19 protein-coding genes are annotated in these 19,404 nt (G+C 42.3%); 13 read left to right on the top strand and 6 right to left on the bottom strand.

Annotated features, from left to right (window positions below):
• Window positions 1–118: 118 nt before the first annotated feature.
• The 3 genes from NYE23_RS00430 to NYE23_RS00440 all read left to right on the top strand — a co-directional run bounded on the left by NYE23_RS00430 (window position 119) and on the right by NYE23_RS00440 (window position 2,835).
• A complete protein-coding gene (locus tag NYE23_RS00430; RefSeq protein ID WP_341074761.1) occupies window positions 119–1,306 on the top strand; it encodes an acetate kinase in 1,188 nt (395 codons plus the stop codon).
• Window positions 1,307–1,441: 135 nt separating this feature from the next.
• Complete coding sequence (locus tag NYE23_RS00435; RefSeq protein WP_341074762.1) at window positions 1,442–2,281, top strand: EcsC family protein; 840 nt, start codon at window positions 1,442–1,444, stop codon at window positions 2,279–2,281.
• Window positions 2,282–2,322: 41 nt separating this feature from the next.
• Window positions 2,323–2,835, top strand: a complete 513-nt coding sequence (locus tag NYE23_RS00440; protein WP_341074763.1) for a MogA/MoaB family molybdenum cofactor biosynthesis protein — start codon at window positions 2,323–2,325, stop codon at window positions 2,833–2,835.
• A gap of 36 nt (window positions 2,836–2,871) precedes the next feature.
• Here the strand turns inward: NYE23_RS00440 and NYE23_RS00445 are convergent, their stop codons facing one another.
• On the bottom strand, window positions 2,872–3,186 hold the full coding sequence (locus tag NYE23_RS00445) for a hypothetical protein (RefSeq protein WP_341074764.1): 315 nt from the start codon (window positions 3,184–3,186) through the stop codon (window positions 2,872–2,874).
• A gap of 240 nt (window positions 3,187–3,426) precedes the next feature.
• On the opposite strand from NYE23_RS00445, the gene pbp4b reads away from it, so the two are divergent.
• From pbp4b to argH, 3 genes are all read left to right on the top strand, one after another.
• Entirely contained in the window at window positions 3,427–4,815 is a 1,389-nt protein-coding gene (gene pbp4b, locus NYE23_RS00450; RefSeq protein ID WP_341074765.1) for a penicillin binding protein PBP4B, read from the top strand.
• 191 nt (window positions 4,816–5,006) lie between these two features.
• A complete protein-coding gene (locus NYE23_RS00455) occupies window positions 5,007–6,215 on the top strand; it encodes an argininosuccinate synthase (RefSeq protein ID WP_341074767.1) in 1,209 nt (402 codons plus the stop codon).
• Window positions 6,212–7,606, top strand: a complete 1,395-nt coding sequence (gene argH, locus NYE23_RS00460) for an argininosuccinate lyase (protein WP_341074768.1) — start codon at window positions 6,212–6,214, stop codon at window positions 7,604–7,606. Before NYE23_RS00455 ends, argH begins: the two co-directional genes overlap by 4 nt.
• A gap of 38 nt (window positions 7,607–7,644) precedes the next feature.
• Here argH and NYE23_RS00465 read toward each other — a convergent pair whose 3' ends face one another.
• Window positions 7,645–8,097: a universal stress protein gene (locus NYE23_RS00465; protein ID WP_341074770.1), complete on the bottom strand. Its 453-nt coding sequence runs from the start codon at window positions 8,095–8,097 to the stop codon at window positions 7,645–7,647.
• Between the two features lie 109 nt (window positions 8,098–8,206).
• Between NYE23_RS00465 and NYE23_RS00470 the strand changes: the two genes are divergently transcribed.
• Together NYE23_RS00470 and ald are read left to right on the top strand one after the other, a co-directional pair.
• Window positions 8,207–8,374 carry a hypothetical protein gene (locus NYE23_RS00470; RefSeq protein ID WP_341074771.1) on the top strand — a complete coding sequence of 56 codons (168 nt, stop codon included), beginning with the start codon at window positions 8,207–8,209 and terminating at the stop codon, window positions 8,372–8,374.
• Between the two features lie 142 nt (window positions 8,375–8,516).
• Window positions 8,517–9,638, top strand: coding sequence for an alanine dehydrogenase (ald, locus tag NYE23_RS00475; protein WP_341074773.1), 1,122 nt, complete (start codon window positions 8,517–8,519; stop codon window positions 9,636–9,638).
• A gap of 107 nt (window positions 9,639–9,745) precedes the next feature.
• Here ald and NYE23_RS00480 read toward each other — a convergent pair whose 3' ends face one another.
• Window positions 9,746–10,843: a M24 family metallopeptidase gene (locus tag NYE23_RS00480; protein ID WP_341074775.1), complete on the bottom strand. Its 1,098-nt coding sequence runs from the start codon at window positions 10,841–10,843 to the stop codon at window positions 9,746–9,748.
• A gap of 162 nt (window positions 10,844–11,005) precedes the next feature.
• Between NYE23_RS00480 and NYE23_RS00485 the strand changes: the two genes are divergently transcribed.
• The 3 genes from NYE23_RS00485 to NYE23_RS00495 all read left to right on the top strand — a co-directional run bounded on the left by NYE23_RS00485 (window position 11,006) and on the right by NYE23_RS00495 (window position 13,453).
• Window positions 11,006–11,686 carry a metal-dependent hydrolase gene (locus NYE23_RS00485; protein ID WP_341074776.1) on the top strand — a complete coding sequence of 227 codons (681 nt, stop codon included), beginning with the start codon at window positions 11,006–11,008 and terminating at the stop codon, window positions 11,684–11,686.
• Between the two features lie 116 nt (window positions 11,687–11,802).
• Window positions 11,803–12,051: a hypothetical protein gene (locus NYE23_RS00490; protein ID WP_341074779.1), complete on the top strand. Its 249-nt coding sequence runs from the start codon at window positions 11,803–11,805 to the stop codon at window positions 12,049–12,051.
• Between the two features lie 82 nt (window positions 12,052–12,133).
• Window positions 12,134–13,453 (top strand): CBS domain-containing protein, encoded by a 1,320-nt coding sequence (locus tag NYE23_RS00495; protein ID WP_341074781.1) that lies wholly within the window; start codon window positions 12,134–12,136, stop codon window positions 13,451–13,453.
• Window positions 13,454–13,526: 73 nt separating this feature from the next.
• On the opposite strand, the gene NYE23_RS00500 is transcribed toward NYE23_RS00495, so the two are convergent.
• Entirely contained in the window at window positions 13,527–13,832 is a 306-nt protein-coding gene (locus NYE23_RS00500) for a YtpI family protein (protein ID WP_341074782.1), read from the bottom strand.
• Window positions 13,833–13,970: 138 nt separating this feature from the next.
• Between NYE23_RS00500 and NYE23_RS00505 the strand changes: the two genes are divergently transcribed.
• The gene (locus NYE23_RS00505; protein WP_341074783.1) at window positions 13,971–14,909 is read left to right on the top strand and encodes a DHH family phosphoesterase; all 939 of its coding nucleotides are present in this window, start codon (window positions 13,971–13,973) and stop codon (window positions 14,907–14,909) included.
• Window positions 14,910–14,937: 28 nt separating this feature from the next.
• Here NYE23_RS00505 and ytrI read toward each other — a convergent pair whose 3' ends face one another.
• Entirely contained in the window at window positions 14,938–15,438 is a 501-nt protein-coding gene (gene ytrI / locus NYE23_RS00510; RefSeq protein WP_048008360.1) for a sporulation membrane protein YtrI, read from the bottom strand.
• Window positions 15,435–15,830 (bottom strand): YtrH family sporulation protein, encoded by a 396-nt coding sequence (locus tag NYE23_RS00515; protein ID WP_341074785.1) that lies wholly within the window; start codon window positions 15,828–15,830, stop codon window positions 15,435–15,437. The genes ytrI and NYE23_RS00515 overlap by 4 nt, the downstream gene beginning before the upstream one ends.
• A 114-nt stretch (window positions 15,831–15,944) precedes the next feature.
• Between NYE23_RS00515 and dnaE the strand changes: the two genes are divergently transcribed.
• A complete protein-coding gene (dnaE, locus tag NYE23_RS00520) occupies window positions 15,945–19,304 on the top strand; it encodes a DNA polymerase III subunit alpha (RefSeq protein WP_341080557.1) in 3,360 nt (1,119 codons plus the stop codon).
• Window positions 19,305–19,404 lie beyond the last annotated feature (100 nt).

Genomic DNA, 19,404 nt, shown 5'->3' on the forward strand with positions numbered 1-19,404 from the left:
ATGCACAAAATAAAGTTGTATGACTTTAAATCGACGTATCACACATTGTTATATAAAAGTATGGGTTTAAAGAGACAGATCAGTCCCTTTGAACATCTTCCAAAGGAGCGGTAGCTTTATGGCAAAAATCATAGCAATTAATGCCGGCAGTTCTTCATTAAAATTTCAACTTTTTGACATGCCGAGTGAAGAAGTTATTACAAAAGGGTTAATCGAGCGTATTGGGCTGGATAACGCAGTTTTCAATATTACTGCAAATGGCGAAAAAATCAAGGAAGTAACAGATATTCCTGATCATGCAATTGCAGTTAAAATTCTGCTGGACAAATTAACAAACCTTGGGATCATTAAATCTCTTGATGAAATCGAAGGCATTGGCCATCGCGTTGTTCACGGCGGCGAAGCTTTCAATGATTCTGTAGTCATTACGGATGAAGTGCTTGCAAAAATAGATGAACTATCTGAGCTTGCACCCCTTCACAACCCTGCTAATATTACGGGAATCAAGGCATTCCAGCAGGTTCTTCCAAATGTGCCTGCAGTTGCAGTATTTGATACTGCGTTTCATCAGACGATGCCTGAAAGCTCTTTCCTATATAGCTTGCCATATGAGTATTATGAGAAATATGGCATTCGCAAGTACGGATTCCATGGAACCTCACATAAATATGTTTCTGAGCGTGCAGCCGAAATGCTTGGCCGTCCGCTTGATCAGCTGCGCCTCATCTCCTGTCACTTAGGAAATGGAGCAAGCATTACAGCTATTGAAGGCGGAAAGTCAATCGATACATCAATGGGATTCACTCCATTAGCGGGTGTTACAATGGGTACGCGATCAGGTAACCTTGACCCTGCTCTTATTCCATTCATTATGGAAAAGACAGGCTTGAACGCAGATGAAGTTCTTGATGTTCTTAATAAAAAGAGCGGTATGCTTGGTGTTTCCGGCTTCTCCAGTGATCTTCGCGACATTGAAATTCAAGCTGTCGAAGGAAATGAAAGAGCAGAATTGGCTCTTGAAGTTTTCGCAAACAGAATCCATAAATATATCGGATCCTATGCTTCCCGCATGTATGGTGTTGATGCTATCATTTTCACAGCTGGAATCGGTGAAAATAGTGATGTCATCCGTGAACGCGTTCTTCAGGGACTGGAATTCATGGGCGTATACTGGGATCCTGCATTAAACAAAGTGCGCGGTGAAGAAGCATTCATCAATTACCCTCATTCACCAGTTAAAGTCATGATTATCCCGACAAATGAGGAAGTTATGATCGCACGTGATGTTGTGAGATTGGCAAAATAGTATCTATAACAAGGCAAGGGCGTAACGCTCTTGTCTTTTTTTATCGGATTAATTGCCCATCAGCCGGAAGGAGAATTCCCCATCCAACTTATGCTATACTGAGTCCAAGAAAAAATGTTTTTGGGAGGAATTGCGATGCCATTGAACGAACGGGAAGAAAGCGTTTTGGCAGGTATTCAGGAGTGGGAAAACAAGCTGTTGAGTTATGAGCCAAATGATTTGGAGATGGTTTATGATAAATCATTGGAAAGATCTTTTTCACTGTTGCCTGAAGAAGTTCAGCAGCAATTTTTTTCGGCAATGGATAGCTGGCTGTTTCATCTTCATGCGCTTATTCAAGGTTCGCAGCTTCAAATGGATGCGAAAGAGCGAATTTTGACGGCAGGACGTGTATTTCATTCTGATATCGATACGATTGAAGATCTGAAGCAATTGAATATCGACCAGCTTCAATACATAGCTCAACAGCAAATTGCCCGGCATCGTCTATATTCTTTTGCACAAGGTGGCATTTCCGGTTCAGGCAGCTCACTTATGCTGGGGGCAGATATTCCTGCTATGGCGGTTATTAATCTTCGTGCCGTACAGCTGATTGCCATGACTTATGGCTTTGAAGTTAATACTCCCTACGAAATGATGAGCTCTCTTAAAGTATTTCACGCTGCTACATTGCCGCCGCGCATGCAGAGCAGTGCATGGCAAGAATTAATGAACGAGCTGAAGAATCAGGAAGAATTCTATTTTTATGAAGGAAAAGAAGAATTGACTGATATCACCTGGATTGAGCAGCCAATGAAGCAGCTTTTTAAAGGAATGGCTATTTACTTTTTCCGCAGAAAATCGATTCAGGGAATTCCTTTCATCAGCATGGCCATTGGAGCAGGGACCAATTACCAGCTGACAAGAAAAGTAACAGAATTTGCACATAAATATTATCAGATGAGATATCTGCATAGAAAGAATGATCGGCAGTAACTCCAGGTTAACTATGATTTTTAAGCAAAGGTTGTGCCAAAATGAGTACATTCGAGCATAAAAAAGAAGCACCTAAAAAAGTCAGATGTAAAGTGATTACCGTAAGTGATACGAGAGACGAAGAAACGGATAAAAGCGGAAAGCTGATGATTCAGCTGCTCGAAGAGGCGGGACATTTTATTGCTGACTATGAAATCGTCAAGGATGAAGGAACTCTCATTCGTGAGGCCGTATTAAAAGGCTGTGACAACCCCGGCATTGACGCTGTGCTAACGAATGGAGGCACAGGTATCGCCCTCCGGGATGTGACGATCGAGACGGTTAGAGAATTATTTGATAAAGAAATTGACGGATTCGGCGAATTGTTCAGGATGCTGAGCTACACTGAAGATATCGGGTCTGCGGCCATTCTTTCACGGGCTGCTGCAGGCACCGTGCAAAATAAAGCAGTTTTCTCAACACCGGGATCATCCGGGGCAGTCCGCCTTGCGATGAATAAGCTGATTTTGCCTGAACTCGGGCATATCGTCAGGGAACTAAGAAAAGATTTATAAACGACAAAAAACCTTTCCGTTGCGGAAAGGTTTTTCTTATGAATGCATCTTCCCTGAAATATCCTGATTCGTTCGATACCATAGCCACAGATCATTTATGACGGATGCCAGCTCTGAAATTTCACTGTTTAGTCTGCATGATCTTTCGAAATTGCCTTCATCTGATAGCTCAGCCTGTTTCCTGTTAATATCCGCTTCAAGCTCTACAATGCGGTCAGGAATTCTGCCTCTTATTTTTTCCCATTGAAACAGGATCATCTGCTGTGTTTTTGGCGAATATTCATCCCAATCCCGGTCAAAGGCGGGTATAGGAATGCCAAGACGGTCATTATGTGAAAAATGCTCTTCCATTTTGAATCCCCCAAACAATAATCTTGTTTTTATTTTACTATAAAGACGTTTTCAGTGCATGAATGTTTTAGTATTCAATGGTTTTCTGCAGATACTACTATGGAACTAATATGAAGATAAATGAACTTGGTTCACAAGTACTGATTTAATAGAAAGGCTAAGCTATTTGTTTACAGCTTTAATAGATATCGATAGTATATTGACTATTAAGAATATTAAAATAAATAAACGGGGGAGAATATGAAAAGATTTATAGCGTATTTAACAGTTTTAGGCCTGGTGATGGGTTTGTTTTTGCCTTACCCCGCTGCAGCCCTGGGAGAAGAATTGGGCAGAACAGGAAACAGCCCGGCAGAGCAAGTATTTAAACATAAAAAAGCTTTAGAATATCTAACCTTGTCAAAAGCAAAGCGCCCTGAGGATGCAGGCTTTTCTTCCAAAAAACTCAAAGAGGTTGATAAGCTGATCGAGGAGGAAATCGAAAATGGTTTTCCAGGAGCAGCTTTAGTCGTTATTAAAGATGGCAAGATTGTTAAAAACTCTGCATATGGTTCAGCCAAAGTCTTTAATGAATCTGATCCTTTAAATCACCAACAGAAAATGAAAACAAAAACCATGTTTGATTTAGCATCAAATACGAAAATGTATGCCGTTAATTTTTCACTGCAGCACCTTGTGAGTGAAGGAAAGATCAATCTTGAAGAAAAAATTCAGCATTATTTTCCTGAATTTAAAGATTCAGCGGACGATGAGATAAAAGGGAAAGGTGAACTCCGGATCATCGACTTGCTTCATCATACAGCCGGGTTTCCTTCAAGCATCCATTATCATAATCCTGAAAGGGCGGGAGAATTGTATTCACAGGAACGCAGTAAAACGCTTTCCATGATTTTAAAAACTCCTCTTCAGTATGAACCTGGCACCAAACAGGTTTACAGTGATATTGACTATATGCTGCTGGGATTTATTATTGAAAAAATTACTGGAGAGCAGCTTGACCGTTATACTGAGAATCATATCTATAAACCTTTAGGGTTAAAGCATACTTTATTTAATCCTCTCCGAAAGGGATTCAAAGAAAAGGATTTCGCTGCAACTGAACTGCACGGCAACACAAGGGATGGCGTCATTTCCTTTCCTAATATCCGGACCTATACTCTCCAGGGAGAGGTTCATGATGAGAAGTCTTTTTATTCAATGGATGGAATATCCGGGCATGCAGGTCTCTTTTCCACGACTTCAGATCTTGCTGTTCTGATGCAGGTGATGCTTAATGATGGGGGCTATGGAAATATAAAGTTATTTGATAGACAAACAATAGATAAATTTGTAGAACCTTATGAAATGAATCCTACATATGGGTTAGGATGGCGTTTGAACGGAGATCCAAGTATGGAGTGGATGTTCAGTAAGTATGCCGGGAAAGAAGTATTTGGGCATACCGGCTGGACAGGAACAGTAACGGTGATAGACAGAGAAAATAATTTAGCAATCGCTCTCCTGACAAATAAAAAACATTCTCCTGTCATCGATCCATTAAAAGATCCGCATAAGTTTCAAGGTGACACATACAGTATCAGTCAATATGGAAGTGTAATTTCAGCGGTTTATGAAGCATTGAAACATTAAACTATACTGCAGGCAAAAGCTTAATACAGGGCTTTTGCTTTTTTTATTGGAGAAATTGTATTTATTTTTATACATTTTTAAGAATAAGTATTGATTTTTAAATAAAAGGTTGTTAAAGTAAGAGAATAATAAATGAATAAAAACATAATTTAATTGTATATTTATACGTAAATTCTAAGGGGGAAATATAAATGTCACAAAATAAAGTTGTTCTTGCATACTCAGGCGGTCTTGATACATCAGTTGCGGTTAAATGGCTGCAGGATCAAGGTTATGCTGTTGTTGCCTGCTGCCTTGACGTTGGGGAAGGAAAAGATCTGAACTTTATCCAGAAAAAAGCTTTAACTGTTGGAGCAGTCCAATCTTATGTGATTGATGCAAAAGAGGAATTTGCTAATGAATATGCATTAATTGCTCTTCAGGCACATGCTTTATATGAAAACAAGTATCCATTGATTTCTGCACTTTCACGCCCGCTGATCGCCAAAAAGCTTGTTGAAGTAGCAGAAAAAGAAGGTGCAGTAGCAGTCGCGCATGGATGTACCGGCAAAGGAAATGACCAGGTTCGTTTTGAAGTGGCAATTCAGGCTCTTAACCCTGATCTTCAGGTGTTAGCTCCGGTTCGTGAATGGAGCTGGTCACGTGAGGAAGAAATTGAATATGCAAAACAAAATAATATACCTATCCCAATTAACCTGGATTCTCCATACAGCATTGATCAAAACTTATGGGGCAGAAGCAATGAGTGCGGAGTTCTGGAAGATCCATGGGCTGCTCCTCCGGAAGATGCATACGATCTTACCGTTTCTCTTGAAAAAGCACCTGATACACCTGATACGGTTGAAATCGGTTTTGAAAAGGGTGTGCCAGTCAGCTTGAATGGCAATAGTATGAAGCTTTCCGAGCTTATTGCCGAACTGAATGAGCTTGCAGGCAAGCATGGGGTTGGACGTATCGACCATGTGGAAAACCGCCTTGTCGGCATCAAATCCCGTGAAGTATACGAGTGCCCGGGTGCCATGACACTTCTGAAAGCCCATAAAGAACTTGAGGACTTAACAATGGTTAAAGAAATGGCCCACTTTAAACCGGTTATTGAGAAAAAAGTGGCTGAACTTATATATGAAGGATTGTGGTTCTCTCAGCTTAACAATGCGTTAACGGCTTTCCTGAAAGAAACACAAACATTTGTAACAGGAACAGTCAGGGTAAAGCTCTTTAAAGGCCATGCAATTGTTGAAGGAAGAAAATCCCCTTATTCCCTGTACGACGAAAAGTTAGCAACCTATACTTCAGATGATGAATTTGACCATAATGCGGCAGTTGGCTTTATTAAGCTATGGGGGCTGCCGACAAAAGTGCAGAGTATTGTTCAAAACAGCAAGAAGGTGACAGTGTGAAAAAGCTATGGGGAGGCAGATTCACAAAATCTGCTGAAGAATGGGTAGATGAATTCGGAGCATCGATTTCATTTGACCAGGAATTGGTTATGGAAGATATCGAAGGAAGCATGGCCCACGTTTCCATGCTTTCTAAAACAGGAATTATTAATGATGAAGAAGCAGAAAAAATCAAAACAGGTCTTCAGCAGCTAAAAGAGAAGGCTGCCAAGGATGAACTGGATTACTCAGTAAAGCTTGAAGATATTCATTTAAATCTCGAGAGCCATTTAACTGAACTGACAGGACCTGTCGGCGGCAAACTTCATACAGCAAGAAGCCGAAATGACCAGGTGGCAACAGATATGCATTTATATCTCCGCAAGCAGGTGGAGCAGATTGTTGAATTGATTCAGGAAATGCAGGAGGAGTTAATCATCCAGGCTGAAAAGAATGTGGAAACCATCATGCCGGGCTATACTCATCTCCAGCGGGCACAGCCGATCTCTTTCGGCCACCATCTGATGGCTTATTTCTGGATGCTTGAGAGGGACAAAGAGCGCTTTACTGAAAGTCTAAAAAGAATTAACGTATCACCTCTTGGAGCTGGTGCGCTGGCTGGCACCACTTTCCCGATTGACCGTGAGTATACGGCTGAACTTCTCGGATTTGAAGGCATTTATGAGAACAGCCTGGATGCTGTCAGCGACAGAGACTTTATTCTGGAATTCTTATCCTCAAGCTCCATCCTGATGATGCATCTGTCACGTTTAAGTGAAGAATTCATCCTTTGGTCAAGCCAGGAATTTCAATTCATTGAACTCGACGACAGCTTTGCAACAGGCTCAAGCATCATGCCGCAGAAGAAGAACCCCGACATGGCGGAGCTCATCCGCGGTAAAACGGGACGTGTATACGGAAACCTCATGGGTCTCTTGACAGTATTGAAAGGCCTGCCACTCGCCTATAACAAAGATATGCAGGAAGATAAGGAAGGGATGTTTGATACTGTAAAGACAGTCACAGGCTCACTTAAAATCTTTGCCGGGATGATTCGCACCATGAAGGTTAAAACCGGGCAAATGGAAAAAGCGACTAAAAATGATTTTTCCAATGCTACTGAATTGGCGGATTATCTGTCTGATAAAGGCATTCCATTCAGAGAAGCGCATGAGATTGTCGGGAAGCTGGTCCTTGTCTGTGTACAAAAGGGATGCTTCCTTGGAGATTTGCCGCTTGATGATTTCAAGAATGCCCATCCGTTGTTCGAAGAAGATATTTATGAAGTACTGGATCCATATACAGCTGTCAAAAGAAGAAATAGTGCAGGCGGAACAGGCTTCAAACAAGTAAGCATCGCGATTGAAAAAGCGAAGGAATACCTCGGCACTAAAGAATTTGCCAATAAATAATTAAAAAAATGGCGCTGCAGCTTACAGCGCCATTTTTTCTATTCTCCTTCTTTATCCGTTCTGACTACGAGGACATCACAGCGGGCATAGCGGGTAATATGTTCAGATACACTGCCGATGATGAAACGTTCAACTGCGTTCATGCCGGTTGCACCGCAAATAATCAGGTCAACATTGTGCTTTCTGGCAATATCCTTTGGAACCTTCACTTTTGGGGAACCATAATCGACTTCATATGTCACATTTTCGATGCCTGCATCCATAGCCGTCCTTTTGTATTTTTCCATTAATTCAGTTGCGAAACGGTCAGCCCTTTCAGCTATTGTACGGTCATAGGCTTCAACAGTGGCGAACGTGCGGGTATCAATGATATGTGCCAATACCAGAGAAGCGTTATTGCGCTTCGTAATTTCAATTGCCTTTTTAAATGCCCATTCTGCTTCCGTTGAACCATCTACAGCGACTAATATGTTTTTATACTTCATGCCCATTTGAATCTCCTCCTTTACCTATATTATACATCTATAAAAATTGAATATCTGTAACAAAAAATCGAACAATAGTAAGGCTGATAAAAATTTATTAAAGGAGCAGATAAGCATGGAAAAGAGAGAACCACAAGCAGGATCCGCGTATTTCTTTGATGAGCAGGGTACAAATGAAGTTAGTGCACAGATCATGAATGCCTATAACAGCGGGGTTATTGATCAGCCAAATGCCGAGTTTGACATGGAAGCTCACGAACGGAATGAAGGCAATCTGCGGTGAGAATGAAAGCTCTCATAAATAAATGAGGGCTTTTTATATGCGGTTTGGGGGAGAAAAATAGGCGAAGGAATTGTATACTTTTCCCTAAAATAGCCATATAAAGTTAATAGCGGTATCACTAAAAATACGGAGGTATGCGGGAATGCGTATCGGAGTACCAAAAGAAGTAAAAAACAATGAAAACAGGGTTGCCATGACTCCTGCCGGTATCATGAATCTTATCCAATTTGGCCATGAAGTCTTTATAGAAACGGGTGCCGGGATCGGATCGGGCTTTTCTGACAGCGACTATATGAGTGCAGGCGCACATATTGTTCAGACTGCGGAAGAGGCATGGGCTATGGAAATGGTCATGAAGGTAAAGGAGCCGATACAGAGCGAATATGTTTATTTTCGGGAAGGGTTAATTCTCTTTACATATTTGCATTTGGCTGCTGAACCTGATTTGACAAGTGCTTTAATAAATAAAAAGGTTGCAGGCATTGCTTATGAAACAGTCCAGCTTCCCAGCAGGACTTTGCCTTTATTGACTCCAATGAGTGAAGTAGCCGGAAGAATGGCAGCTCAGGTAGGAGCACAGTTCCTTGAAAAAATACATGGCGGGAAGGGAATCCTGCTATCGGGGGTCCCGGGTGTACAGCGTGGGAATGTTACTATAATCGGCGGCGGGGTAGCTGGGACTAATGCTGCAAAGATGGCAATTGGTCTTGGTGCCAAGGTGACCCTGATCGATTTGAATCCAGATCGCCTTCGGCAGCTTGATGATATCTTTGGAAGAGAAGTAACAACTTTAATTTCAAATCCTTATAATATCGCTGAAGCTGTTAAGGATTCAGATCTTGTCATTGGAGCTGTACTGATTCCGGGTGCTAAAGCTCCTAAGCTTGTGACGGAGGAAATGATCAAAACGATGAGCCAGGGTTCTGTTATCGTGGATATCGCAATTGATCAGGGAGGGATTTTTGAAACAACCGATCGAATCACTACCCATGACCATCCCACATATGAAAAACATGGTGTCGTTCATTATGCGGTAGCCAATATGCCGGGGGCAGTTCCAAGAACATCAACTCTCGCACTGACAAACGTGACGGTACCTTATGCAGTTCAAATAGCAAATAAAGGCTACAAACAAGCATGTCTGGATAATGAGGCATTATTAAAGGGAGTCAATACATTAAATGGCTACGTGACATACAAGGCGGTAGCTGAGGCCCATAGCCTTGACTATTCAGATGCGAGAACACAACTAGAGCAGCAATAGGAAAGATGAAGGCACCCGCTTATCGGCGATACTGATCTAATTTAGAATTTATATAAAAAATCCGGGGCTGATTAGCTCCGGATTTTCTGTGGAATTTGTTCAACTCACTATTTAATAATCTGAAGTTCTTTCGGGAACTTGGTCAAAATTTCTACTCCGTCTGCTGTTACAGCAAGGTCATCTTCAATCCTCACTCCGGCAATACCTGGTACATAGATACCCGGTTCGATGGTGAAGACCATACCTTCTTCAAGCACAAGCGGGTTTGTTTCTGTTAATGAAGGGTACTCATGCACACTCACACCCAGCCCATGACCCAATCGATGCGGGAAATAGTCGCCGTAGCCGGCTTCTTCTATCAGGTTTCTTGCTGTCAGGTCAATATCTGCGCAAGTGACTCCCGGCTTGCTCGCTTCCACCGCTGCAAGCTGAGCTTTTAAGACCGTATCATAAATTTCTTTCTGTTTATCATTGATATCACCGTAAGCTACAGTTCTTGTAATATCTGAGCAGTAACCATTCCAGACAACTCCGAGGTCAAACAGGACTAAGTCCCCTTTTTGAATCTTTGTCATACCTGGTGTGCCATGAGGGGAAGCTCCGTTAGCCCCCGTCAGGACCATGGTAGAAAAAGACATTTCATTAACGCCTTTTTTCTTTAACGCGTACTCTACAGCAGCCAGAACATCCAGTTCAGTTTTTCCTTCCTGGATCTCGGCACAGCCTGTTTCAATCGCAAAATCTGCCAGTGCACATGCTTCGCGAATGGTTTCCAATTCTTTTTCATCTTTAACCATTCGAAGCTGGCGAAGCTTTGCTTCTGCCGAAACGAATGAAGCACCGCTGAACAGGCCGGAGATGGCTTCATAGCGCTCCACATTCATATGCTCTTTTTCAATTGCTGTTTTATTTACTATTCCGATTCTTTTATGTATGGATGACTGTATAAATTCCCAAGGGTTTTGAATATCGCTGTAGCCAATAATTTCATGGCTCCAGCCTGCTTTTTTGGCATCTTCTTTTTCCATAGCCGGACATACGAGGAATGGCTCTTCTTCCTGGAAAACAGCCAGTCCAAGCAAGCGTTCATGAGGGTCGCTTAAAAAGCCGCTTAAATAAAAAACATTATCCGGTGATGTTACAAAAGTGACTTGTATATCATTTTCCTTCATCCACTGTGACAGTTTCTGCAATCTGTTATTCATAGTGAACCTCCTTATGTACTGATACTTTGAGAGTAGCAACTAAATAAGAAAAAGTAAACTTTTTAAACATTGCCAATTCGGGTATATATTAAAAGGAAGCAGGAATAACTTGTTTTTCGTTGAAGTAACTTACATAACATAAAAATAGAGAGGAGCATAAAATTGAAAGTATCATTTCATGGCCATGCTGTAGTAAAAATCGAATCACAGGGAAAAACCATCTTAATAGATCCTTTTATTACCGGGAATGATTTGACAGACTTAAAAGCTGAGGATCAGAAGCCAGACGTTATCATTGTCACCCATGGACATGGTGACCATCTCGGGGACACGATTGAACTGGCAAAGCGCAATGATTCTCTTGTCATTGCCAACTTTGAGCTTGCCACTTATCTTGAGTGGCAGGGAGTAAGAGCGCATGGAATGTCTATCGGCGGCGGATATAATTTTGACTTTGGAAGAGTGAAGCTGACACCTGCATTTCATGGAACAGGCCTCGAGACGGAAAATCAGGAAATCATCTACCTGGGAATGCCTGCCGGTGTGCTTATCACATTAGAAGGAAAAACCATTTATCATGCAGGGGATACAGGACTTTTCTCTGATATGAAGCTAATTGGCGACCGCCATCCTATCGATTTGGCATTTCTTCCGATTGGAGACAATTTTACGATGGGGCCGGATGATGCAGCATACGCAGCAAAACTCCTTGGCGCCAAGAAGGTTATTCCCATTCACTTCAACACCTTCCCGCCAATCAGGCAGGATCCCCATAAATTCATCAGCATGCTCGAAGATGGGGTCGGGCAGGTTCTCGAAGCAGGGGAATCAATCGAATTATAATTTGAAAACGCAGCTTCTAATGGAGGCTGCGTTTGTTTTTTATAACTAAATTCGAATCATTTTCCCAGCCTGTCCGCATACATTTTAGGGAGGACAGGATAAAGGAGGAAGCGAAATTGAACAAAAACCGATATTTGCTGTGCCTGCTGCTGTGCGGCTTGATGCTTTATTATGCAGCTCCAAGAATGGGTGTATTTAATGGAGGAACTGAAGGGATTTTTGCCATCAGCTGGCTGGCCCTTGCCCTTTTTGTCATTGCCGGGAACCTGACTGCATTGCTGTATGCGCCGAAAAAAGCGGCTGTTTCGGGGAAGCAGGCGCGCAAATTGGCAGACATGAAGCGGGTGCGCTCCTTCGGCAGATAATGAAGATTGCCGGAGTCAATTGTATCAAGGCTTCTTTACCCTTATAATGAAAATGAGGAATAATTTGTAGAGGGTGAAAGTCTTGGCTACTAAGCATGAGCAAATATTACAATATATTGATGAACTGCCAATTGGAGAAAAGATATCGGTCAGACAGATCGCCAAGGCACTCGCTGTGAGTGAAGGAACGGCATACAGAGCGATTAAGGAGGCTGAAAATAAGGGATATGTCAGTACAATAGAACGTGTTGGGACAATAAGAATTGAGCGGAAAAAGAAAGAGAATATTGAGAAGCTTACTTTTGCAGAAGTTGTTAATATCGTTGACGGCCAGGTGCTCGGCGGAAGAGCCGGCCTCCATAAAACACTGAACAAATTTGTAATTGGGGCGATGAAGCTTGAAGCCATGATGAGATACACGGATGCCGGAAATCTGCTGATCGTCGGAAACCGGACCCAGGCACACGAATTGGCATTGAAGGCTGGCGCTGCTGTATTAATTACCGGGGGATTTGATACAGAAGACCATGTCAAAAAGCTTGCTGATGATCTGCAGATGCCTGTGATTTCAAGCAGCTATGATACCTTCACAGTGGCAACTATGATCAATCGGGCAATCTATGACCAGCTGATTAAAAAAGAGATTGTACTTGTTGAAGATATCCTGACTCCTCTGCAAGAGGCAATTTTTCTGCAAACAACCGATACCATTGCAGATTGGCTGACATATAACCGCGAAACCGGCCACAGCCGATTCCCTGTTGTCGACAATAATCTCAAGGTGCAGGGAGTTGTTACTTCCAAGGATATCATGGGACATGACAAGGAAACGCTTATCGAAAAAATCATGACTAAAAATCCAATGACAGTTGGCGGGAAAACGAGCGTTGCTTCTTCCTCGCACATGATGGTTTGGGAAGGAATTGAACTGCTCCCTGTGGTGGATGAGGGGAATAAACTCGTAGGCATTGTAAGCCGCCAGGATGTGCTGAAGGCTCTGCAGATGATACAAAGGCAGCCGCAGGTGGGGGAAACAATTGACGATATTGTCACCAGCCAGCTGGTTATGACACGGGGGAAAACAAAAGGGGATGACGTCTATCGCTGCGAGGTTACTCCGCAGATGACCAACCACCTTGGAACGATTTCCTATGGAGTCTTTACAACCATTGTATCGGAAGCGGCAAACAGAGTGTTAAGAAGCTATAAAAAGGGAGATCTCGTAGTTGAAAATATGACGGTCTATTTTATAAAACCCGTTCAGATTGACAGTATGCTTGAAATCTATCCCAAAGTCCTGGAAGTAGGGCGGAAGTTCGGTAAAGTGGATGTTGAAGTTTTTAACGAAGGTGTCCTTGTAGGCAAGGCGATGATGATGTGCCAGCTGATTGACAGGCATTAAAAGAGAAATGATAAAAAGCCGCTCAAATTGAACGGCTTTTTTTACATGGCCCTTTCTGAAGAGCCGGGTATCTTTAATTCTTCCTTGCTGCCTCAGCTTCTTCCACTGCGTGAGGCATGTAAAACTTATATGCTTTTATGCCGCCCCAAATACTTAATCCGCCGATTAGAATAAACACAATTGCCACAATGAGAGCAGTTGTTGTGTCGTATAAAAACAGCTGGTTAAGGCCAAATATTGCAACAAATGAACCAAGGGCAATTCTGGACTTGGCTGATAGCCATTGTCTTTCAGCCGGCTGTCTGCTTCTGAAGAATTTTACTTTGTAGAAAATATAGAAAGAAAAAGAGAGTATAATCAGGATAACAAAAATAGGCATTTCATAACCTCCAAGTTTCGACAATCTCTTATCATTCTACCTTCATTATTAAAAAAATGCCATAAGCGTGCAGTGTTTTCTTTTTCTTTTCATGGTGGTATGGTAAAAATAAAGTATTCAGAATAAAAGGAGCACGCCATGAAACAGAAGATACTTGATGAAATAATAAAATATGAAACAATCATTATTCATAGGCATGTCCGTCCGGATCCGGATGCATATGGTTCACAGGGAGGCCTTGCTGAAATACTTAAGGCTTCATTTCCGGAAAAATCTATCTTTACTGTCGGGCAGGAAGAAGAAACACTCCATTATATGAGAAGACTTGATGAAGTATCTGATGATACATACAAAGGTGCGCTGGTCATTGTCTGTGATACAGCAAATGCAGAGCGGATATGTGATGATAGATATGGAACGGGCAGCAAGCTGATAAAAATTGATCATCATCCTAATATGGATCCGTATGGGGATTTAATGTGGGTGGATACAGATGCAAGCTCTACAAGTGAAATGATTTATGAGTTTTATCTTTTCGGCAAAGAACAGGGGCTGAAAATGTCGGATGAGGCGGCAAGATTGTTATTTGCAGGGATAGTTGGGGACACCGGCCGTTTCCTTTATCCGAGCACGACAGAAAAGACATTTGCCTATGCAGGTGAATTGATTCACTATAATTTTTCACGTCCTGAACTGTTTGATAAGATGTACGAGCTGGACGCAAATATTGTTAAACTGAAGGGGTATGTGCTGCAGAATTTTGAGATGAGATCCAGCGGGGCTGCTGTAATGATCCTGAAAAAGGAGCTGCTCGAAGAATTCCAGGCGGCACCTTCCAAAGCATCCCTGCTTGTAAGCACTCTTGGCGATGTGAAGGGAATAAAAGCATGGGTGTTCTTTATCGAGGAAAGCGATCAAATCCGTGTGCGGTTCCGTTCTAAGGGTCCAATAATCAATGAGATTGCAAGAAAGTATAAAGGCGGAGGACATCCCCTTGCTGCCGGAGCTTCCATTTATTCATGGAATGAGATGGAATCGGTTGTAAGTGACCTTGAGGCTGTCTGCAGAGATAAGTGACATATGATGCCCGGCAAAAAGCCGGGCATTAATCCAGCATAATATTCAATTCAATTGAGACAGTTGTATAGATGACCAATTCTTTAACTTCCACCCGGTATCTTTTTTCGTTTACGCGATGTGTCTTATTCTCTATGATTTTCTTGATCAGTTCACTGCTTTTATATACAGTATCCATGTCTTTGGCAATCATCATGCTAATATCCTCTTTTATTTTGTCTTCCAGCTGGAAAACGCTGAAGGAATCCAGTTTATACTTTTCGCCGTTGACAATTTTAATGGAAATATCCTGGACAGTCAGTTTTTTCTGGTTTTCTTTATTTAATTTTTTGAATTCCTCCTGCCAGATTTCTTTATCTTTTTCCAATTCATAAATTGCATCCTGCTGGAGCTTGATTTCTTTGCTGTATCTCTCCTGCCATTGCCCAAAGATAAATAAAAAAATAAACCAGCTGATGATGCCTCCCAGAGCCATTCCTGCAAAAAAACGCTGCCAGGATGGCAATCGGTAGTAAGGCGGTATCCTCATGCCGAAATGTTCTCCTGAGTCAGCCAGTTAATGAGCATGGCGCCGGTCTGGGCCCCTCCGAGAGCAGAAAGAATCAGCATAAATTGTTTGAAGATGTCCTTAGTCTGTCCGTCCATAACGCCCCTTTCAAAGCTGTAAACGGTATCAAAGGTCCCCCCTATCGCTGCAATGATGGCCCAAATGCGAATCATATTGGAAATCTGGAAGATTTGATTTAAAGGAGGCTTGCCTGTCAGAAAAGCAGCCATGCCGCCAATGATTGAACCTCCAATTAAAACACCGAACGCAATGAAATAGCTCTCAATTAAAGTGGAGAAAAAGGGCTGGGTATTCATATCATCCATCCTCGCTGCAGGAGTGGTCCTGCCAGAATTATCTTGATACTTCATCATATGGACAAACTTAATAAAATATGTTTTTTAGGTGCTGTTAAAAAGAGAACATATTTTCTTTTTGGAAACGGGCGTTCTATAATGAAAATAGCAGAAATTAAGGGTGTGAGAAACATGTCATTTATTCACCTTCATGTATATAGCGCATATAGCCTGCTGTCGAGCACGGCAAGAATAGAGCAGCTTGTGACAAGCGCCAGGGAAAATAGGTTTCCTGCCCTGGCTCTAACGGACCGGAATGTCATGTACGGGGCAGTCGCCTTTTATAAAGAATGTCTTAAGCAGTCCATAAAACCGATTCTGGGACTCTCTGTGGATGTACTAAGCGAGATATGTGAAGGCGATGCTTATCCATTGGTCCTCCTGGCTAAAAACCGGCAGGGGTTTCAGAATCTGTTAAAAATAACAAGTACAGTCCAGACAAAATCGCCCGAAGGCATTCCTGTCAAATGGCTTAAGCACTATGCCGGAGGATTGTTTGCTTTAACTCCAGGCATGGAAGGGGAGATAGAACGATCCCTTGTGACAGGTGAATACGGCCAGGCAAAAAGAACAGCTGAGCTTTTCAACGGCATTTTCGAGCCAAATTCATTCTTTTTCGCTATACAGGATCATGGGCTGCTTGAAGAAAAAAAAATCCATGACCTCCTGGTTCAGCTTTCCGAAGAAACCGGGATTGGCCTTGCGGCCTCAAATGGTGTCTGTTACATAAAAAAAGAAGAAGCTTTTGCCCATGAGTGCCTGCTGGCCATAAAAAATGGAGAAAAGCTCCAGGATGAAGAAAGAGAACGGCTGAAGAGCAATGAGTATTACTTAAAGTCATCCGGGGAAATGGCAGAACTGTTATCAGGGTATCCGGATGCCTTAGAGAATACGATAATGATTGCTGAGCAATGCAATGTAATGATTGAGCTGGATAAACAGAACCTTCCTAAATACCCTGCTGCAGAAGGAAAGAGTGCCGATGAGCTATTGGAAGAAGTGTGCTGGCAAGGATTTGCTGACAGATATCCGGATGGAGATGCTGAACATAGAAATCGGCTGCGGTATGAGCTGAACATAATCAGAAACATGAAATTCAGTGATTATTTTCTAATCGTTTGGGATTTTATGAAGTTTTCGAGAGAAAATGGCATTTTAACCGGTCCAGGACGCGGATCTGCAGCCGGATCAATGGTTGCTTATGTCCTCTATATAACAGATGTGGATCCCATTGAGCATCAGCTCCTATTTGAGCGGTTCCTTAATCCGGAAAGAATCTCCATGCCTGATATTGATATCGATTTCCCGGATCACAGAAGAGATGAGGTAATCCGGTATGTATCCCGGAAATATGGAGAACTGCATGTGGCTCAAATTCTAACATTTGGGACCCTGGCTGCCAAAGCGGCACTCCGGGATGTTGGCAGGGCATTTGGGCTTAATCCTAAAGAACTGGACATACTTTCAAAAAGAGTGCCTTCCAAATTGGGCATCAGTCTCAAAGAGGCCTACAAAGAATCAGAGCCTTTAAGAAGATTCACCCAGGAATCCGATTTAAATCGGAGACTATTTGAAACAGCTGTCAAACTGGAAGGACTCCCAAGACATACATCCACTCATGCTGCCGGGGTTGTCATCAGCGAGCATCCGCTTGTTGAGGCCATTCCTATTCAAAAGGGGCATGAAAATGTTTATTTGACTCAATATTCAATGGAGCATCTCGAGGATGTCGGTCTTTTAAAAATGGATTTTCTCGGTCTAAGAAACCTGACATTAATTGAGAATATCTTAAGCTCTATTCAGAGAAAGACAGGCACACAGATTGATATAAAACAAATTCCCCTGGATGATGAGGCAGTATACAATCTTTTGGGACGAGGAGATACAACAGGTATTTTCCAGCTTGAATCTGAGGGAATGCGCAGTGTGCTGACAAGGCTTAAGCCAACGCGGTTTGAGGATATTGTGGCTGTCAATGCCCTTTATCGCCCAGGCCCAATGGAAAATATCCCTCTTTTTATTGACAGGAAGCATGGAAGGAAGCCGATCATATATCCTCATCCTGAGTTAAAGCCTATTCTTGAAAATACGTATGGTGTCATCGTATATCAGGAACAAATTATGCAAATCGCTGCAAAACTGGCCGGATTTTCACTGGGTGAAGCCGATTTGCTTCGGAGAGCGGTCAGCAAGAAGCAAAAAGAAGTGCTTGACCGTGAGCGCCTCCATTTTGTTGGTGGAGCAGTCAATAAAGGCTATAATGAACAAACCGCTCATGACATTTATGACTTAATCGTCCGGTTCGCAAATTATGGATTTAACCGGAGCCATGCTGTTGCATACAGTTTTATAGCCTATCAGCTGGCATATCTAAAAACTCATTATCCTCTTCACTTTATGGCTTCCCTGCTGACTTCAGCTATCGGAAATGAAGGCAGGATTGCTCAATATATCGGAGAGATGAGACAGATGGGCTTAACGCTCAGCCCGCCTTCCATTAATAAAAGCGGCTACTCATTTCTGGCAGAGAAAGATTCTATCAGGTATAGCCTGGCTGCGATAAAAGGAATCGGTGCTGCAGCTTTAAGAGATATTTTTCAGACGAGAAAAAATAAGCGCTTTGAAGATCTGTTTGATTTTTGCATAAGGGTTTCAACAAAAGCAGTTAATCGCAAGATCCTCGAATCACTTGTTCATTCTGGCAGCTTTGATGAATTTGGAGAAGATAGAGCTGTTCTTCTGGCCAGCCTGGATGTAGCTGCAGAGCATGCCCAGCTTGTTATGCCGGAAGATGATCAGGCTGATTTCTTTGAGGATGATGAATTTTTTCCTAAGCCTAAATATGCAGAAGTAGATCCAATCCGTTCAGAGGACAAGCTAAGATTTGAAAAAGATGTGCTTGGCCTGTATTTATCAGATCATCCCGTTTCGATTTACGAATCCTATTTTTCCCTGCTGGGAGCCTGTCCGCTTGTTGAACTGGAAAAAACAGTGAATAAAGCAAAAGCAGTTGCTTACTTATCCGAAGTGAAAAAGATTCGTACGAAGAAAGGAGAGCCAATGGCGTTTCTTTCCTTGAGCGATCAGACGGGAGATATGGAGGCAGTTGTTTTTCCTAAGGTGTTTAACCGGTTTTCAATGCTCTGCTCGCAGGGAAACATCGTCTTAGCGGAAGGAAAGATAGAGGATCGGGACGGAAAAAAGCAGCTGATTATACAGCATCTGGATGATGTGAAGGAAGCCATTGAAAAAATGCAAAACAAAGATCCCGTTTTGTATTTAAGAATTACTGAGAATCGGGAGACACCGGAAAATCTTCGTTTGCTCAAAGAATTATTTAAGAAAAATGAAGGCCGCGTTCAAGTAATTTTGTATTATGAAAGCTCCCGAAAAACCATTCGCCTGGGTGAAGAGGATTTGGTTTCGCCAACAGAGGATTTCCTGAATTTGCTTATGCAGCTGCTTGGCCAGAATAACGTCATTCTAAAGTAATTACCCTTTACAACAATAACAATTATGGTATATTTGTAAGAAGAAAAATAAACTGGTCTGACCACTGTGAGCGAAAGAGAAGCCCTGCTTAATCTGATAA

This window comes from Cytobacillus sp. FSL H8-0458, assembly GCF_038002165.1.
Taxonomy (GTDB): Bacteria; Bacillota; Bacilli; order Bacillales; family Cytobacillaceae; genus Cytobacillus.

Excerpts from the sequence above, each read along its gene's own strand:
- NYE23_RS00440 (WP_341074763.1), top strand. The coding sequence starts at position 2,323 with ATGAGTACATTCGAGCATAAAAAAGAAGCACCTAAAAAAGTCAGATGT.
- NYE23_RS00430 (WP_341074761.1), top strand. The coding sequence starts at position 119 with ATGGCAAAAATCATAGCAATTAATGCCGGCAGTTCTTCATTAAAATTT.
- NYE23_RS00515 (WP_341074785.1), bottom strand. The coding sequence starts at position 15,830 with ATGATGAAGTATCAAGATAATTCTGGCAGGACCACTCCTGCAGCGAGG.
- pbp4b (WP_341074765.1), top strand. The coding sequence starts at position 3,427 with ATGAAAAGATTTATAGCGTATTTAACAGTTTTAGGCCTGGTGATGGGT.
- NYE23_RS00465 (WP_341074770.1), bottom strand. The coding sequence starts at position 8,097 with ATGGGCATGAAGTATAAAAACATATTAGTCGCTGTAGATGGTTCAACG.
- NYE23_RS00455 (WP_341074767.1), top strand. The coding sequence starts at position 5,007 with ATGTCACAAAATAAAGTTGTTCTTGCATACTCAGGCGGTCTTGATACA.
- ytrI (WP_048008360.1), bottom strand. The coding sequence starts at position 15,438 with ATGAGGATACCGCCTTACTACCGATTGCCATCCTGGCAGCGTTTTTTT.
- NYE23_RS00435 (WP_341074762.1), top strand. The coding sequence starts at position 1,442 with ATGCCATTGAACGAACGGGAAGAAAGCGTTTTGGCAGGTATTCAGGAG.
- ald (WP_341074773.1), top strand. The coding sequence starts at position 8,517 with ATGCGTATCGGAGTACCAAAAGAAGTAAAAAACAATGAAAACAGGGTT.
- NYE23_RS00505 (WP_341074783.1), top strand. The coding sequence starts at position 13,971 with ATGAAACAGAAGATACTTGATGAAATAATAAAATATGAAACAATCATT.
- NYE23_RS00470 (WP_341074771.1), top strand. The coding sequence starts at position 8,207 with ATGGAAAAGAGAGAACCACAAGCAGGATCCGCGTATTTCTTTGATGAG.
- NYE23_RS00445 (WP_341074764.1), bottom strand. The coding sequence starts at position 3,186 with ATGGAAGAGCATTTTTCACATAATGACCGTCTTGGCATTCCTATACCC.
- NYE23_RS00500 (WP_341074782.1), bottom strand. The coding sequence starts at position 13,832 with ATGCCTATTTTTGTTATCCTGATTATACTCTCTTTTTCTTTCTATATT.
- NYE23_RS00480 (WP_341074775.1), bottom strand. The coding sequence starts at position 10,843 with ATGAATAACAGATTGCAGAAACTGTCACAGTGGATGAAGGAAAATGAT.
- dnaE (WP_341080557.1), top strand. The coding sequence starts at position 15,945 with ATGTCATTTATTCACCTTCATGTATATAGCGCATATAGCCTGCTGTCG.